This is a genomic window from Halomonas sp. THAF5a, from assembly GCF_009363755.1.
Classification (GTDB): domain Bacteria; phylum Pseudomonadota; class Gammaproteobacteria; order Pseudomonadales; family Halomonadaceae; genus Halomonas.
The window spans coordinates 2,224,954-2,240,821 of sequence record NZ_CP045417.1; the positions used below are offsets into that span (position 1 = coordinate 2,224,954).

At 67.1% G+C, this 15,868-nt stretch carries 17 protein-coding genes; 9 read left to right on the forward strand and 8 right to left on the reverse strand.

Annotation, left to right across the window (positions count from 1 at the left end):
• The first annotated feature begins 38 nt into the window (after window positions 1-38).
• On the forward strand, window positions 39-1,145 hold the full coding sequence (locus FIU83_RS09995) for a histidinol-phosphate transaminase (RefSeq protein ID WP_152483918.1): 1,107 nt from the start codon (window positions 39-41) through the stop codon (window positions 1,143-1,145).
• 303 nt (window positions 1,146-1,448) lie between these two features.
• The gene (locus FIU83_RS10000; RefSeq protein WP_152483919.1) at window positions 1,449-2,039 is read left to right on the forward strand and encodes a VOC family protein; all 591 of its coding nucleotides are present in this window, start codon (window positions 1,449-1,451) and stop codon (window positions 2,037-2,039) included.
• 53 nt (window positions 2,040-2,092) lie between these two features.
• On the opposite strand, the gene FIU83_RS10005 is transcribed toward FIU83_RS10000, so the two are convergent.
• The 7 genes from FIU83_RS10005 to FIU83_RS10035 all read right to left on the reverse strand — a co-directional run bounded on the left by FIU83_RS10005 (window position 2,093) and on the right by FIU83_RS10035 (window position 8,111).
• Window positions 2,093-2,836, reverse strand: coding sequence for a lipoate--protein ligase family protein (locus tag FIU83_RS10005; protein ID WP_253939434.1), 744 nt, complete (start codon window positions 2,834-2,836; stop codon window positions 2,093-2,095).
• A 35-nt stretch (window positions 2,837-2,871) separates the two neighbouring features.
• Window positions 2,872-3,624, reverse strand: a complete 753-nt coding sequence (locus tag FIU83_RS10010; protein ID WP_152483920.1) for a 2-oxo acid dehydrogenase subunit E2 — start codon at window positions 3,622-3,624, stop codon at window positions 2,872-2,874.
• Window positions 3,625-3,635: 11 nt separating this feature from the next.
• Window positions 3,636-3,872, reverse strand: coding sequence for a biotin/lipoyl-containing protein (locus FIU83_RS10015; RefSeq protein ID WP_152483921.1), 237 nt, complete (start codon window positions 3,870-3,872; stop codon window positions 3,636-3,638).
• A gap of 19 nt (window positions 3,873-3,891) precedes the next feature.
• Window positions 3,892-4,920: an alpha-ketoacid dehydrogenase subunit beta gene (locus FIU83_RS10020; RefSeq protein ID WP_152483922.1), complete on the reverse strand. Its 1,029-nt coding sequence runs from the start codon at window positions 4,918-4,920 to the stop codon at window positions 3,892-3,894.
• Between the two features lie 18 nt (window positions 4,921-4,938).
• Window positions 4,939-5,925 carry a thiamine pyrophosphate-dependent dehydrogenase E1 component subunit alpha gene (locus FIU83_RS10025; protein ID WP_152483923.1) on the reverse strand — a complete coding sequence of 329 codons (987 nt, stop codon included), beginning with the start codon at window positions 5,923-5,925 and terminating at the stop codon, window positions 4,939-4,941.
• A 14-nt stretch (window positions 5,926-5,939) separates the two neighbouring features.
• Window positions 5,940-7,520 carry a GMC family oxidoreductase gene (locus FIU83_RS10030; protein ID WP_152483924.1) on the reverse strand — a complete coding sequence of 527 codons (1,581 nt, stop codon included), beginning with the start codon at window positions 7,518-7,520 and terminating at the stop codon, window positions 5,940-5,942.
• 75 nt (window positions 7,521-7,595) lie between these two features.
• On the reverse strand, window positions 7,596-8,111 hold the full coding sequence (locus FIU83_RS10035; protein WP_152483925.1) for a transcriptional initiation protein Tat: 516 nt from the start codon (window positions 8,109-8,111) through the stop codon (window positions 7,596-7,598).
• Window positions 8,112-8,475: 364 nt separating this feature from the next.
• Here FIU83_RS10035 and FIU83_RS10040 point away from each other — a divergent pair, with 364 nt between their 5' ends.
• The 7 genes from FIU83_RS10040 to FIU83_RS10070 all read left to right on the forward strand — a co-directional run bounded on the left by FIU83_RS10040 (window position 8,476) and on the right by FIU83_RS10070 (window position 15,372).
• Window positions 8,476-8,880, forward strand: a complete 405-nt coding sequence (locus FIU83_RS10040) for a hypothetical protein (RefSeq protein ID WP_253939435.1) — start codon at window positions 8,476-8,478, stop codon at window positions 8,878-8,880.
• Window positions 8,881-9,085: 205 nt separating this feature from the next.
• Window positions 9,086-9,742, forward strand: coding sequence for an NAD(P)H-dependent oxidoreductase (locus FIU83_RS10045; protein ID WP_152483926.1), 657 nt, complete (start codon window positions 9,086-9,088; stop codon window positions 9,740-9,742).
• A 281-nt stretch (window positions 9,743-10,023) separates the two neighbouring features.
• Window positions 10,024-11,010 (forward strand): zinc-dependent alcohol dehydrogenase family protein, encoded by a 987-nt coding sequence (locus tag FIU83_RS10050; protein ID WP_152483927.1) that lies wholly within the window; start codon window positions 10,024-10,026, stop codon window positions 11,008-11,010.
• Window positions 11,011-11,037: 27 nt separating this feature from the next.
• Window positions 11,038-11,340: a DUF1330 domain-containing protein gene (locus FIU83_RS10055; RefSeq protein WP_152483928.1), complete on the forward strand. Its 303-nt coding sequence runs from the start codon at window positions 11,038-11,040 to the stop codon at window positions 11,338-11,340.
• Window positions 11,341-11,424: 84 nt separating this feature from the next.
• Window positions 11,425-12,411 (forward strand): LLM class oxidoreductase, encoded by a 987-nt coding sequence (locus tag FIU83_RS10060; protein WP_152483929.1) that lies wholly within the window; start codon window positions 11,425-11,427, stop codon window positions 12,409-12,411.
• Window positions 12,408-13,232, forward strand: a complete 825-nt coding sequence (locus FIU83_RS10065) for an SDR family NAD(P)-dependent oxidoreductase (protein ID WP_216645022.1) — start codon at window positions 12,408-12,410, stop codon at window positions 13,230-13,232. The genes FIU83_RS10060 and FIU83_RS10065 overlap by 4 nt, the downstream gene beginning before the upstream one ends.
• A 376-nt stretch (window positions 13,233-13,608) precedes the next feature.
• The gene (locus tag FIU83_RS10070) at window positions 13,609-15,372 is read left to right on the forward strand and encodes a sigma-54-dependent Fis family transcriptional regulator (protein ID WP_253939437.1); all 1,764 of its coding nucleotides are present in this window, start codon (window positions 13,609-13,611) and stop codon (window positions 15,370-15,372) included.
• A 12-nt stretch (window positions 15,373-15,384) separates the two neighbouring features.
• Here FIU83_RS10070 and FIU83_RS10075 read toward each other — a convergent pair whose 3' ends face one another.
• A complete protein-coding gene (locus FIU83_RS10075) occupies window positions 15,385-15,582 on the reverse strand; it encodes a hypothetical protein (RefSeq protein ID WP_152483930.1) in 198 nt (65 codons plus the stop codon).
• Between the last annotated feature and the right edge of the window lie 286 nt (window positions 15,583-15,868).

Below are 15,868 nucleotides of genomic sequence, written 5' to 3' on the forward strand. Positions count from 1 at the left end.
ACGACCCTGCACCCCCGACCACCGACTGGGAGTTCCCGATGCCTCGTTTCCCCGACCACCTGACCGGCGACGGCCCGACCAACCCCTTCCCCGGCATCCGCGTGCTGGAGCGGCGCCTGGGCCGGGAGATCCCTCACCGCCTGGGCTCCAACGAGGGGCTGGACATGCCCCACCGGGCCCTGCGCGAGCACTTCGGCGACGCCATGGTCGAGCACGCCTACTGCTATGGCGACTCCGAGGCGCTGGGCGTGCGCCAGCGCATCGCCGAGCGGCAGGGGCTGCCCGTGGAGGCGCTGCTGGTCGATGCCGGCGCCGACAGCCTGATCGCCCTGGCCCTGCGCACCGTGGCCGAGCCCGGCACCACCGTCGTCGCCACCGCCGGCACCTACCCCACCTTCGGCTACTTCGCCCGGGGCCAGGGCTGCCGCCTGGTCGAGGTCGCCTACGACGAAGCGCCCGGGCGCCTCGCCCCGGACCTGGAGGCGCTGGCGAGCGCGGCGCACGAGACCGAGGCACGGCTGGTCTACCTGGCCAACCCCGACAACCCCAGCGGCCACCTGCATGACGACGCGGCCGTGCGCCGCCTGCGCGAGGCGCTGCCCGACGACTGCTGGCTGCTGCTCGACGAGGCCTACCACGACTTCCGCGAGGACGCCGACAGCCCCTTCGCTCGCGAGGTGCTGCCCGGCGTGATCCGCCTGCGCACCCTCTCCAAGGCGCATGGCCTGGCCGGGCTGCGCATCGGCTATGCCATCGCCGAGCCCGAGACCCTCGCCATGATGATGAAGGTGCGCATCCACTACGCGGTATCGACCCTGACCCAGGCGGCCGCCGAGGTGGTCCTCGATCATCCCGAGGAGACCCGCGCGCACATCGACGCCGTTCGTGAGCGTCGGGCCCGCCTGGCCGAGCGGCTGCGCGACCTCGGGGCCCGTGTCCTGCCCAGCGCCACCAACTTCATCGGCGTGCAGATGCCGAGCGCCGAGCTCGCCGAACGGGTCAACCGGGAGCTGCTCGAGGCGGGACGGCTGATCGCCCGCCCCGCCCATCCGGGCCTCGGCCATGTGCTGCGCATCACCGCCGTGGAGGACGCCCTGGTGCCGGGCCGGCTGGCGATCCTCGAGGAGGCCCTGCGCCGGGCCTGAGGGCTCGTACGCCGCCCGGGGCCGTCGACACCCGAAGGAGAGTCGCGGGGAGCCTACGTCGAGGCCACCGGATGTTCGGCGGCTGACGTGACACTCTGCAACACCTGTCACATGACACCTGTCACGTGATGGGCATCACGACGCCGAACCCGACGCTCCCCTCCGGCACAGGGCTGCTCATTTTTCTATAAAAACAATCCCTTGCAGAACCCTTCCGCGGCTGCCCCCGACTGGCACGAGGCTTGCTATCTCCAGGGTGGTGATCCACATCACCGCCAACAACAACACCACAGGAGATACACCATGACGCCACTCGCCAAGCGATGTCTCGCCGCCCTGGTGCTCACGGCCAGCAGCCAGGCCGCCCTCGCCGAGCTGCCCGGCATGCAGGGTCCCCAGCACGTCGGCTTCACCGTCCCCGACCGCCAGGCCGCCGTGGACTTCTTCGTCGACGTGATCGGCTGCGAGGCCTTCTATACCATCGGGCCCTTCGGCCCCTTCGAGGACGACTGGATGTCGGTGAACCTGAACGTCCACCCGGAGGCCACCATCCCCGCCGCCCACCTGGTGCGCTGCGGCGATGGCACCAATCTCGAGATCTTCGAGTACACCTCCCCGGACCAGCGCACCGAACAACCTCGTAACAGCGACATCGGCGGCCACCATCTCGCCTTCTATGTCGACGACATGGATAAGGCGGTGGCCTATCTCAAGGACAATGACGTGCAGGTGCTGGGCGAGCCCCACCCGTTCACCGACGGACCGATGAAGGGTCTGACCTGGGTCTACTTCATGGCGCCCTGGGGCATGCAGCTGGAACTCGTCAGTGTGCCCTTCGGCAGCATGGGGTACGAAGAGGAGCACCGCGGCCGTCTCTGGGACCCGCGTCACTGACCACCGCCATGCGTCACCCGGCGGCATCGACAGGTGCCGCCTGGGCGGGCGCTTCAGGCGCGGGGACCGGTCCCGGGGTCGGCGTCCCACGCCACCAGGGCCTCCAGCAGCCTGGGCACGGCGGTCGCCAGGTCCAGCTCCGGCAGGACATCACGCAGGGCGACATGGCTCGATGCACGAAAGCGCTGGGGATCGTCGATGGCGACCTGGAAGGCGTTGACCACGGCGACCAACGCCTCGGGGGTGTCGTCCACCTGCATGGCGCCGTGGACCAGCAGGGCCATGTCACGACCGCCCCGCACCCGCCGCCAGCGCTGGGCGGTGCCCACCAGCTTGCGTCCGCCGATGCGCACGTTGAAGCGACCATCGCAGTAGGCACCGGGCGCCGGACCGAGGTCGGGGTCCCCCACGCCCAGGCCACCGAGCCAATCGCACCAGGGATCGCCCAGGCGGTGATAGCCCCATTCGAGGTGTGCCGCCGAGCTTCCTACCCGGCAACGCACGGCCAGCGCCAGGTTGATCACCGCCGGACTCTGGGGCACCGGGGTGCCGCCGGTGGCACGAAACCGCACCGGCCACTCCATCGCGGCCAGTCGCTGGCGTGCCCCGGGGAAGCCGGCCAGGCGCTCGTGGCGCCGAGGCATCACCAGGGAGCGATCGGTAGGCGACCAGGCCAGCCAGCCAAGCGATACCTCCCCCCGGCAGACCCTATCAAGGAGGGCCTCCTCGGCGGCGAGGCCCTCCTCCACCGTGGGGCGTTGCAGGGTCATGCTGGAGATGTCGAGCGGACCGGCCATGGTTCCCCCGGGTCAGTGGCAGATGCGTGCTCTCGCTAACGCAGTTCGTGGTCGAAGGCATCCGGCGCGAGGCCCTCGAGGCGCTCGACCAGTCTATCGAGAAAGGCCGCCGCCGGCGCGCCGTTGACCGCTCGGTGATCGAAGGTCAGCGACAGGCCGATCACCTCGGTCGATCGCACACCGCCGGCGCCATCGGAGAGCACCCGCGCCTGGACGCCGCCGATACCCAGGATGGCCACCTGGGGCACGTTGAGGATGGGCGTGAAATGGTGCACCCGGGAGCGTCCCAGGTTGGTGACGGTAAAGGTCGCTCCGGTCAGCTCGCGAACCGACAGCTTGCCGGCGCGAGCCTGCTCCACCAGGTCGCGTCGTGCGCCGGGAAGCGTTCCCAGTTCGATCGCCTGGGCGTCGAACAGCGCCGGCGCCAGCAGCAGGTCATCGGGCAGCGGCACGGCGAGCCCCAGGTGCACCGCGGGATGCTCGGTGATGCGGTTGTCCTCCAGGGTGGCGTTCAGCGCCGGAAAGTCCTGCAGCGTCTGCACCACCAGTCGCAGGAGGATGTCCTGCACCGAGGGAGGTGGGAGTCCTACCCCCCGACAGTGGCCGCGCAGTGCGTGGACGGCAGCGAGTTCGGCATCGGCGTGGTGGGTCAGCTGGGCGGCGGATTGCAGGCTCTCGCGCATCTTGGTGGCGATCATGCCGCGCATCCCGCGCAGGGGAATCTCCCGCGGCTCGAGCCTTGCTGCCGCCTCGGAAGAGGCGGCGCTGTGTTGGGTATCGAGTGGCATGGGCGGCCTCCTCAGGCTTCCAAGGTGGCGATGGTGGTGCCCTTGGTGACGACCTCATCTTCCTGCTTGGCGATGCTCAGCACCCCCGCGGCGGGGGCCTCGATCTCGTACTGGGCCTTCTCGACCATCACCTCGGCGATCAGGTCGCCCTGGCTGACCCGGCTGCCATCATCGACCAGCCAGGCGGTGATCACGCCCTCGTTGTCGCCTTCCCAGAGGTCGTCGGGTACGGAAATTGCGGTGCTCATGGCGTGTGTCTCCTGTGAGTTACTGGCTCAACATCTGGTGGAAGGCGGCGACGATCTTGTCGGCATTGGGCAGCGCCCACTGCTCCATCGTCGGCGCGAAGGGAATCGGGATATCCGGGTAGGCCACCCGGGCCGGGGCGGCCTTGAGACGGTGGTCATGCTCGACCACGCTGGCGATGATCTCGCCGCTGACGCCATAGCTGTGATAGTCCTCGTCGACCACGATCAGCCGACCGGTCTTGGCCACGGAGGCACGCACCGTCTCTCGATCCAGCGGTACCAGGCTCCTCAGATCGACCACCTCGGCGTCGAAGCCCTCGTCCGCCAGCGTCTTGGCGGCACGCAGGCAGTGGTGCACCCCGGCGCCCAGGCTGACCAGGGTGAGGTCCTGCCCTTCCCTGACCACCGACGCCCGGCCGATCTCGACGGTATAGCTCTCCTCGGGCACCGGTACGGTGGCGCCCTTCTCGGTACCCAGCCAGCCCATGCCCTGCAGCGCCTTGTGGTACATGAACACCACCGGGTTGTCGTCGCGAATCGCGGCGGTCATCAGCCCCTTGGCATCGTAGGCGTTGCTGGGCACCACCACCTTCATGCCCGGCAGGTGGGCGAAGGTGCCGTAGAGGCACTGGGAATGCTGTCCGGCGTCCGAATAGCCGCCGCCGGTGGAGGTCATCAGCACCATGGGCACCCTGACCTTGCCGCCGGAGAAGTAGGTGTTCTTGGCCATCATGTTGTAGATGGCGTCGAAGCAGACGCCGAGGAAGTCGACGAACATCAGCTCGACGATGGGGCGCATGCCGTCGGAGGCCGCCCCCACGGCGGCGCCGATGAAGGCCGTCTCGGAGATCGGGGTATCCAGGATACGCTCGGGGCCGAACTCCTCATGCAGGCCTCGGGTGTTGCCGAAGACGCCGCCCAGCGGGCCCACGTCCTCGCCCATCACGAAGACCGACGGGTCGGTGCGCATCTCCTGGGCCGTCGCCTCGGCCATGGCCCGGGCGATGGTCAGCTTGCGAGTACCGGAGGCAGTGCTTGTGGTAGTCATGGAAACTCTCCTGAGCAATCAGACGAAGACGGTCTCGAGCGCCGCCTCGGGGGGCAGGAAGTCGCTCTGCTGGGCGAAGCGAATGGCCGCCTCGACACGCGCGTGGGCCTCCTTGACCAGGGCAGTGTCGGCCGCCTCGTCGAGCAGCCCGGCCTCCAGCAGCGCCTGGCGGTAGCGGGGAATCGGGTCGCGTTGCTGCAGCGCCTCCTTCTCGCCCTCGGGGCGGTAGTCCTCGCCGTCGCCCATGAAGTGGCCGGCCAGCCGCGAGGTCTCGATCTCGATCAGGGTGGGGCCCCGACCCTCCCGAGCCCGGGCGATGGCTTGTCCCGCAGCGGCGAACACGCCATCGACGTCGTTGTCGGCGACATGTACCCCCGGCATGCCGTAGGCACTGGCGCGCAGGTCGTTGCGAGGGACCGCGGTGGACGCCTGCTTGGCCACCGAGATGCCCCAGGCGTTGTCCTCGATGACGAATACCACCGGCAGCTGCCAGACGGCCGCCAGGTTCAGGGCCTCGTGGAAGGCCCCCTGGTTGGCCGCGCCCTCGCCCAGGAAGGCCACCGCCACGCCGGGCTTGCCCTGCAGCTTCCTGGACAGGACGGCTCCGGCCGCCGGCCCCAGGCTCTCGCCGATGATGCCCGAGCAGGAGAAGTTCACGTCCGCATCGAAGAGGTGCATGTGCCCCCCGCGACCGCCCGAGAGGCCGGTGGCCTTGCCGAAGATCTCGGCCACCATGGCGTTCAGATCGACGCCCTTGGCCACGGCGATGTGGTGCGGGCGGTGAGTGGCGACGACGACATCCTCGGCATTGAGGTGGGCACAGACCCCCACCGCACAGGGTTCCTGCCCGTTGGAGAGGTGCATCTCACCGGGAATCGGCCCCTTGGCCATGTTGAAGACCGGGGTCTTGCCTTCCATGTAGAGCGTCTCGATGCGCTCTTCGAGATGGCGGCTGGTCACCATCTGGCGGTACATCCACCGCCGTTGTTCGCTGGTCGGTTGCATGGGAATCCCTCCGCTCAGAGTTCTTGGCGCTGCATGCGCTCGGCGATGTGGTCCGCCTGGCGCAGGGCCAGGGCGACGATGGTCAGAGTCGGGTTCTCGGCCCCGCTCGAGGTGAACTGGCTACCGTCGGAAATGAACAGGTTGTCGATGTCGTGGGTCTGGCCCCACTGGTTGACGACACCGTCCTGTGCCTTGGCACTCATGCGGTTGGTGCCAACGTTATGGCTGGTGGGAAAATCCGGCACCTTGAAGATGCGCTCGGCGCCTGCGGCCTCGTAGCAGCGCCGCGCCTGTTGCTCGCCATGACGGCGCAGCTTCTCGTCGTTGGGGTGGTCACCCTTGTAGACGACCGGCACCGGCAGGCCATGCTGATCCTTCTTGGTGTCGTGCAGGGTGATGCCATTGGTCTCCACCGGCAGGTCCTCGCCACAGATCCACACGCCGGAGAGGTGGTCGTACTTGTCCAGCGCCGTGGTGATCTCTCGGCCCCAGCCGGCATTGGTGGGATCCATGAACTTGGCGAAGAAGGGCACGCCCAACGACATCACTTCCAGGGTGTAGCCACCGACGAAGCCACGCGACGGATCGAGGCGTGCCTCGTCGGAGATGATGCCGGCGAAGGTGGTGCCCCGGTGCATGTGCACGGGCTTTGGCATCACCCCGAAGATGCAGCTGGTGGCATGGGTCATGTAGTTGCGCCCCACCTGGCCGGAGGAGTTGGCCAGGCCATCGGGGAACATCGCGGAGTGGGAGTTGAGCAGCAGCCGCGGCGACTCGATGGAGTTGCCCGCGACACACACCGCCCGAGCGCGCTGACGATGCTGGTTGCCATCGCCGTCGGCATAGACCACCGCGGTGGCCCGGCCCTGGTCATCGTGTTCGATCTTCAGGGCCATGGAGCGCGGCCGTACCTCGCAGTAGCCACTGGCCTCGGCACGGGGAATATCGGTGTACATGGTCGACCACTTGGCCCCGAAGCGGCAGCCCTGCATGCAGAAGCCGGCCTGCATGCAGCGAGCACGATCATCATAGGCCTCGGTGTTGATGGCCATCGGCCCCGAGCGCAGCTGCTTGTAACCGACCCGCTCGGCCCCCGCGGCCAGCACCTTGAAGTTGTTGTTCCACTGGTGATAGGGCATGCCGGTCGACTCGCCGGTCACCCCCATGTGGCGCTCGGCCTTGACGTAATAGGGCTCGAGTTCCTCATAGGAGATCGGCCAGTCGAGCAGATTGGCGCCAGCGATATCGCCGACCTCGCTGTGCCACTTGAATTCGTGGGGCTGGAAACGCAGCGAGACGCCGGCCCAGTGGATGGTGCTGCCCCCGACCCCCTTGACGATCCAGGCCGGCAGGCCGGGAAAGGTCTCGGTCAGCTGGCGGGGCCCCGCGGTGATTCGCTCGTCGAGCCAGGAGATCTTCTTGAACATCTCCCACTCGTCATTCTCGATATCGTTCATCTGGTAGCGCTTGCCGGCTTCCAGCACCACGCTGTTGATGCCCTTCTTGGCCAGGGCATTGGCCAGGGTGCCCCCCCCGGCACCGGAGCCGATGATCACCACCACGCTGTCGTCGTCATGGTCGAAACGGGTTGCCATGGCGTGTTCCTCTCGATTCGGTAGTTGTTGTCGTCTCGCCGCCGGGACTGTCGTCTTCCCCCGGCGATGCGGGCCTTACAGCCAGTCGACGGTCAGGTCATCGAAGCCACGATGCAGGTAGCCGCCCTGCTGCCAGGACGCCCCCTCGTAGCCAAAATGCGGCTCCCAGAGCGCCGGGTTGTCGTAGAGCCCCACCACCAGGGTGCCCCGCACCGTCTGGAAGAAGTCGCCATCCTCGATCTCGCGCAGCAGCGCCGCACGATCGGCCTCTTGCTCGATATCGGCGTAGCGTCGGCCGTGGGCCTCATGGGCCCGGCGATCGAGGTCGGCCAGGCCGTCGGCGATCAGTGCCCGGCGGCTCTCCAGAAGCGGCTCGAGGGGGGTGAGATAGTGGGTGTCTTCGATGGCATCGTGCGGATAGATATCACGCCCCATGCGTAGCAGGCCGGCGGCCAGATCGGGCTCCGCCTGGGCCCAGCGCGGCCAGAGGCTACCGGTACCGATCGCTACGCCGGCGAGTAGCGCACCCTGCCCGGAGAGACTCAGGAAGCGGCGCCGGCTGATTGGCTGCGCCTCGGAGGAATGTGTCATGGCTTGGCTCCTTTTGTTGCTGTTGTTATGGGGTCGGCATCGTCTTGCGTTGTGGTCAGCCAGCGCGGCCGCGAGGCCGCGCCCCCTACCCCTGGCAGCTTTCGTGCCAGAAAGCGCCAAAAAAAACACAAGCCATTGTTTTAAAAGTATTCTTAAAACAGGAGCGGAGGATTTGCCCAGGCGAGGAGCCGCCATGGAGGGAGGGGCATTACACCGCGTGTGACAGTGGCGGTGACAGGGAGCGTTACAGGTGTAATGAGAGCGAGGCAGGCCAACGCAACAGGGCTGACGCCTGAACACACCCTGGCTCTCTTTCAGGCGCCGCGGGCGGCGAGTGTCGGGGCGCTTTCGAGGAACTCGACACGTGGGGGTCGGGCACACTTTCAACAAGATCAAGAAAGTGATTTCACATCACGCCACCTTATCAACAAACCATGCGGCAATTAATCTTCTCGCCATCATTCACAAGCACGAGAGAACCTGCCCCATGAAAACTCGACTGACCCTTGCCGCCCTGTTTGTCGCTCTCCTTCCCCTGGGTGCCCAGGCCAACGATGCCGCCGAACGCGCGCTGCATCTCAATGAGACCCCCTTGGCACCTGTCCATCACACCTCGCTATCGGCGACTCCCCTCGCGGAGCCCCTCGAGGCCGGCGGTGATAGCACGGCGATGCAGAAAGCACGCGCCCGCTTGCAGTCGCAAGGCGTCGAGACCCAGTACGCGACGTCGACGGATCGGCTCGAGCCGGCCAGGAGTGCCACCAGCTAAGCCTCGAGGCGCTGCCATGAATTCTCAGGATGCCTCGTGCTGGCGGGGCGTCCTTATCCGGCATCCCAAGGCCATCAAGAGCTGGCTCCTCGCGTGACACGCGCGACAGTTCCAGCCCCCCGCATGCTGTTTATTGCGCTTGACGCTGGCGACAGACATCGCCGTGCCCCCTTACACCGCCCAGAACATGGAGGATTGATCCGTCATGAACCAACAGATCATTGACGACTTGAACCGTCGGTACACGGCAAAGAAATACGATGCCACCAGGAAGATATCGCCAGAGGACATGGAGACGATCAAGGAAGCCCTGCGACTCTCCCCATCCTCTATCAACTCCCAGCCCTGGAAGTTCATCATCATTGAAAGTGATGAAGCGAAACAGCGATTTCACGCAACCTTTGCTCACCACCACCAGTTCAATCAGCCACATGCCAGGGACGCCTCACATACCATCCTGTTGGCACACGACCCCAGGTTCACGAGGGACAAGTTCCGAAAACGTGTCGATGCCGAAGTGAGCTCAGGCCACCTGCCCGCTGACATGTACGACAACTTCATGGGCGCATATGCCTTCGCTGACAGCAATACCGATGAACACGGTAACAACGCGAGCTGGACGAAAGCACAAGTCTATCTGGCACTGGGCAACTTGATGCACACCCTGGCACGCCTGGACATTGCCTCGACGCCGATGGAGGGGGTCGACCATGAGCTGATCGGCGAACTCTTCAAGGAAGAGCTCGATGGCCATGTCTGTGAGGTCGCCATCGCTATCGGTTACCACAAAGATGGCGAAGACTGGAACCACAGCCTGCCGAAGGCGCGCCTCCCCATGAGGGAAGTGATGACGGTAGTGTGATCCACCTTCGATCATAAAGCAGGGTGCCCCACCCGGCTTTCTTTCTTCATTTCCACGTCACGACCTGGATAGAGCCGATCCTCTCAGGAGTCTTCGGCTGCGTCGTCGTTCTGCATCTCGCCCATCTGGGGCAGGGGAACCGATCGCCCGCAGACGGAGCCGAGCTCCCTGCGAATTATCAACACAATCCATAAAGTGATTGTTGATTTCGTCGGCTTATCAACGATACGGACGCCACCTATTCTCTGTCGTGTCATTCACTCCACGAGAGAGCGCGACCCATGAAAGCGATGCTGATCCACGAGTTTGGTGGTCCCGAGGTCTTCGAGCCCGCCGAGCTGCCCACGCCCCAGGCGGCCCCCGGTCAGGTGCTGGTGCGCGTCGCCGCCACCAGCGTCAACACCGTCGACACCATGATCCGCCAGATGGGGCCCGAGCTGCCCCTCTCCCCCGCGACACCCGCCCTGCTGGGCATGGACTTCGCCGGCACGGTGGAAGCCGTGGGAGAAGGCGTCACCGGCTTCACGGTAGGCGACGAGGTGTACGGCTGCGCCGGTGGCCTGGCCGACCTGCCCGGGGCCCTGGCCGAGTACATGGCGGCCGATGCCCGCCTCATCGCCCACAAGCCCGTCAGCCTGAGCATGGCGGAGGCCGCGGCGCTGCCGCTGGTTGGCATCACCGCCTATGAGGGGCTGATGCGCGCCGGCATCGGCCAGGGCAAGACGGTGCTGGTGCACGGGGGCGCAGGCGGCGTGGGCCATGTCGCCGTGCAGCTCGCCCGTCATTTCGGCGGGCGCGTCTCGGCCACCGTCGGGCGCGATGAGCATCATGCGCTGGTCGAGTCGCTGGGTGCCCGGTCGATCGACTACAGGGCGCAGCCCGTGGCCGACTATGTTGCCGGACACACCGGCGGCGCCGGCTTCGACATCGTCTTCGACTCGGTGGGCGGCGCCAACCTGGCCAACTCCTTCGAGGCCGCGGCGCTGAACGGCCAGGTCGCCACGACCGTGTCGATGCTCGAACTGGATCTCAACACCGCGCACTTCAAGGGACTCTCGCTGCACGTGGTGTTCATGCTGATCCCCATGCTGCACGACCACCAGCGCGAGACCCACGGCCGCATCCTCGGCGAGCTCGCCGCGATCGTCGACGCCGGTGGCCTCAAGCCGCTGCTGGATTCGCCGCTCTACCCGCTGGCTCGGGTCGGCGAGGCCCATGCCCGCCTCGCCAGCGGCCAGGCGACCGGCAAGGTCGTGGTGGAGATCTGAGTCGCCACCTGTCGAGGAGAGACATCGATGACCTATTACTCCGTCTTGGACGTCACGCCCACCCGCGAAGAGTGGATGGCGACCTACATCGAGCCGGTCAACCGACTGGTGGCCAAGCACGGGGGCCAGTACCTCGCCCGGACCGCCAGCCATGAACGCCTCGAGGGGCAAGGCGAGAACGCCGCCCTGCGCGTCATCATCGAGTGGCCCTCGAGGAACGCCGCCGAGGCCTTCATGAGCGACCCGGACTATGCGCCCCACCTCGAGGCCCGAACCGCCGGCTCGATCAGCCACCATTACCTCATCGAAGGCAAGGACGACCAGGCCTGAGCCCCCCGGCACGTCCTGCGGATCGCGGGACGTGCCGTCGAGGCAACATCGCCCCACCCCGACCGACCATAAGGGAAGTTGACCATGCTCACGCCCATCGATGACGCCGGATTTCCCTCCATCAATCGCGGCTACCAACGGGTATTCCGCCCGAATCGCTTGAGCCTCGGGCTGGTGGTGCCCTTGGAGCGCTACCCCACCGGTCCCGTGCCGACCATGCACGACCAGGCGACGCGGATCCAGCTGGCCGAGACGCTCGGCTTCGGTGCCGTCTGGCTGCGCGATGTGCCGTTCAACGTGCCCTCCTTCGGCGACGCCGGTCAGGTGCACGATCCCTTCGTCTATCTGGGCCTGTTGGCCGGACAGACCACGCGCATCGCCTTGGGCGTGGCCAGTATCGTGCTGCCCCTGCGCCACCCCGCGCATGTGGCCAAGGCCGCGGCCAGCGTCGATGCGCTCTCGGGCGGGCGCCTGCTGCTGGGCGTCGCCTCGGGCGACAGGCCCGAGGAGTACCCCGCGCTCAACCACGCCTTCTCGGAGCGCGGGGCCAGCTTCCGCGAGAGCTTCGCCTATATCCAGCGCATGTGGGAGGACTCGCCGGCCTTCGACAATCGCCACGGGCGCCTCGAGGGCACCATGGACATGCTGCCGAAACCGGCATCGGGCCGGCTGCCGCTGATCGTGACGGGCGGCAGCCAGCAGAGCCCGGAGTGGATCGCCGGCCATGGCGATGGCTGGATGCTCTATCCGCGAGCGCTCGAGACACAGGCGCGCATCCTAGACGACTGGCGCGCTCGCACTCGGGCGCTGGGCAGGGGCGTGCGACCGGCGATGCAACCGCTCTACATCGACCTGAACCCCGATCCTGATGCGGCCCCCGAGCCGATCCACCTCGGGCTGCGCGTTGGCGTACGCGCCCTTCGCCACTACCTGGAGACGCTCGAGGCCATCGGGGTCAACCACGTCGCACTGAACCTGCGCTTCAACCAGGCGGATATCGACGACACCCTCTATCGTCTTGCCGACGATATCCTGCCCGCCTTTTCCCCCCAAGGAGAGACACGACCGTGAAGACCATTCTCATGACGGGATCGACCGATGGCATCGGCCTGGCCACGGCCGAGAGGCTCGTCCGACAGGGCCACCGGGTGCTGATCCACGGCCGGAACCCCGAGAAGCTTCAAGCCACGCAGGCGCGCCTGTCCGCCGCGACGGAACGCCCGAACGTGGAGGGCCACGTGGCGGATCTTTCACGCCTGGCGGACGTCGAGGACCTGGCAGAGGCGGTCGCGAGTCGACACGCAAGGCTCGATGTCCTGATTAACAATGCCGGGGTCTTCCGGGTTCCCGATCCCCTCACGGACGATGGGCTCGATGTGCGCTTCGCCGTCAACACCATCGCCCCCTATCTGCTGACCCGACGGCTGCTGCCGCTGATGGCAGCGGGCGCGAGAGTGATCAACCTCTCCTCCGCCGCCCAGGCCCCGGTGGACATCGACGCCCTCGCCGGCCGGGGACGGCTGGACGATGAGTTCTCCGCCTACGCACAGAGCAAGCTGGCCCTCACCATGTGGTCGCGCCACCTGGCCATGACGCTGAACGACCGGGCCCCGGCCATCATCGCCGTCAACCCAGGCTCCCTGCTCGGCAGCAAGATGGTGAAAGAGGGGTTCGGCGTGGCCGGCAATGATCTCCAGATCGGCGTCGATATCCTGAACCGAGCGGCCCTGGACGACGCCTTCGCCCACGCCACCGGGCAGTACTTCGACAACGACGCCAAGCGCTTCGCGTCCCCCCACGCCGATGCACTGGAGGCGGCGAAGTGCGAGCGCGTGGTGCGGGTCATCGAGGACGTGCTGGCGAGGCTTGGCACCCCGGCGACAGGGCCGTGACACCCGGCGTCGCCCCCTTTACACCTGTAACGGGGGCGACGAAGGTCGTATCTCGCGGTAATGGCGGAGCTCGTAACTTGAAGGAAGCATAACGACAACACCATGACGCGCCCGTTCGCCGGCGCAAGGCCATGACCATGAGCAACGTCCCATCCCCGCGCACGCCGTCACCGCGAGAACATGTCGAGGCCATCCTGCGCTCCCTCGACCACCCCGACGCTGGCGACAATGCCGTGATCGAGCGCTCCTGGCGCCGCTGCATCGACCGCTACGGCCTCGACCCCAACGCGCCCCGTCCCCCCGCTACGTCCCCGACCGCACCCTGCGCGAGCACCAGGACCAGGCCGACGCCCTGATCCAGGTGGCCCGAGCCGGGGTGGAACAGCTCTATCGTCAGGTGCGGCCGCTGGACTATGTGGTGTTGCTCGCCGATGCCCGAGGCATCGCCGTGCAGTTTCTCGGGGAGCGCGGCGCCCAACGCGAGCACCAGCGCACCGGCCTCTACCTGGGGGCCGACTACAGCGAGGCGTACGCCGGCACCAGCGCGGTGGGGACCTGCATCCACGAGCAGACCCCGTTGACGTGTCACCACCGCGATCACTTCAACACCCACCACATCGCCCTGACCTGCACCGCGGCGCCGATTTTCGACCCCGATGGCCAGCTGCTCGCGGTGCTCGACATCTCCGCCTACCAGTCGCCGGAGACCAAGGCCTCCCAGACGTTCGCCCTGCAGGTCGTCAAGCACTATGCGCGGATGATCGAGGACGCCTATTTCCTGCAGCGCTACAGCGGCCACCACATCGTCTGCCTGGATCGTTCACGGGAGTTCGTGCAGATCAACCGCCGCTACCTGCTCGCCATCGACGAGGACGGCACGCTGGTGGCCGCCAACACCGCCGGGCGCAAGCTGCTGCGTCACCATGAACTGCCCCTGGCCGGCCCCGGCGAGGCCCGCCCCTTCCGGGCCTGGAACATCCAGGACCTGCTCGACGCCGAGATCAATGAGGTCCTCGACATCCAGCGCCACAGTGACGACGGCGTGCGCGCCTTCCGCACCCACCGCCACCACGAGCTGCACTTCGGCACCCTGATCGAGCCCCAGCGCCGCCGTGCGCCCCAGGGCGAACCGCGCCGCCAGGACTCCAGCCTGGCACCGCTGGAGACGCTGGCCGACGACGACCCGGCGATGCGCGACACCCTGACCCGGGCCGCCCGGCTGCGCAACGAGCCGATCAACATCCTGGTGATGGGCGAGACCGGCACCGGCAAGGAGCGCATGGCGCGCGCCCTGCACGAGTCCAGCCGGCGCCGCGACAAGCCCTTCGTGGCCATCAACTGCGCGGCCATGCCCGAGTCGCTGATCGAAAGCGAGCTGTTCGGCTACGAGCCGGGCAGCTTCACGGGCGCCAAGAGCAAGGGGATGAAGGGGCTGATCGCCCAGGCCGACGGCGGCACCCTCTTCCTCGACGAGATCGGCGACATGCCGCTGCAGCTGCAGACCCGGCTGCTGCGCGTGCTGGCCGAGCAGGAGGTGCTGCCCATCGGCGCCAGCCGGCCGGTGAAGGTCGACCTGCGGGTGGTGGCGGCCACCCACCGTGACCTGCGCGGCCTGATCGATCAGGGCCGCTTCCGCGAGGATCTCTTCTATCGACTGAACGGCGCCAGCCTGCGCCTGCCGCCGCTGCGTGAGCGGGCCGACCAGGGCTACCTGATCCGGCGACTGTTCGACGAGCTGCAGGCCGAGCGCGAAGGGCCACGGGCGCGGCTGCGCGGCGATGCCATGAGCGCCCTGCTCGCCTACCCCTGGCCGGGCAACATCCGCGAACTGCACAACGCCCTGCGCTATGCCCTGGCGACCTGCGAGAACGATGAGGTGGTGGTCGGCGACCTGCCGGAGGAGTGCCTCAGTGGGCACTACGCCTACCCGGCTGTCCCGTCACACGACGCGACGGCCGGCGGACGCATCGCTGGCCACCCGGCAGTCACACGCCCCATGGATCCCCTCCACGAGGCCTTGCGTCGCCGGCGCTGGAACATCAGCGCCGTGGCTCGCGAGCTCGGCCTCTCACGGCCGACCATCTACCGGCGAATGAAGCGCCTCGGGATCACTCCCCCTCACCAGCATGACGCCTCGTGATACCGGAGCCGCTCAGCAGCGCCCCTTCTTGGCCTGGCCGGGCGGGCAGAAGCCGCCACCATGACTGCGATGATCGTGGTCGTGACGATCATGGTGGTCGCCGAACTCGATCAGCGGCTCGGAGGTGATCCGCGCCGGCGTATAGCTACAGCCCGCCATCGCGGTCATGGCGATCAGCAGGAGGGACAGCAGAAGGACTCGACGGGTCATAGGGTCTCTCGTGAATGGAGAATGAAGAGTGCCATTCTTACGAACGAGTCCCCTCTCCCCCATGTGGCGCAGCCGCGACGCTGATGTCTCCAGAAAGAGACATTCATTATGGGGGTATCCCCCGTTCTCGCCTGCCGCGAACGTTGACGCCCGACACGCTCGGCGACAGGGCCGCCCGCTATAGTGAAGAGGCCGGTCGCGACAGCACCGGACCCGCACGCTTCAGGGAGCCTGACCCATGACAGGGACGATCGCCGAGCCAAGAGCCGCCCTCCTCCGCCCCACC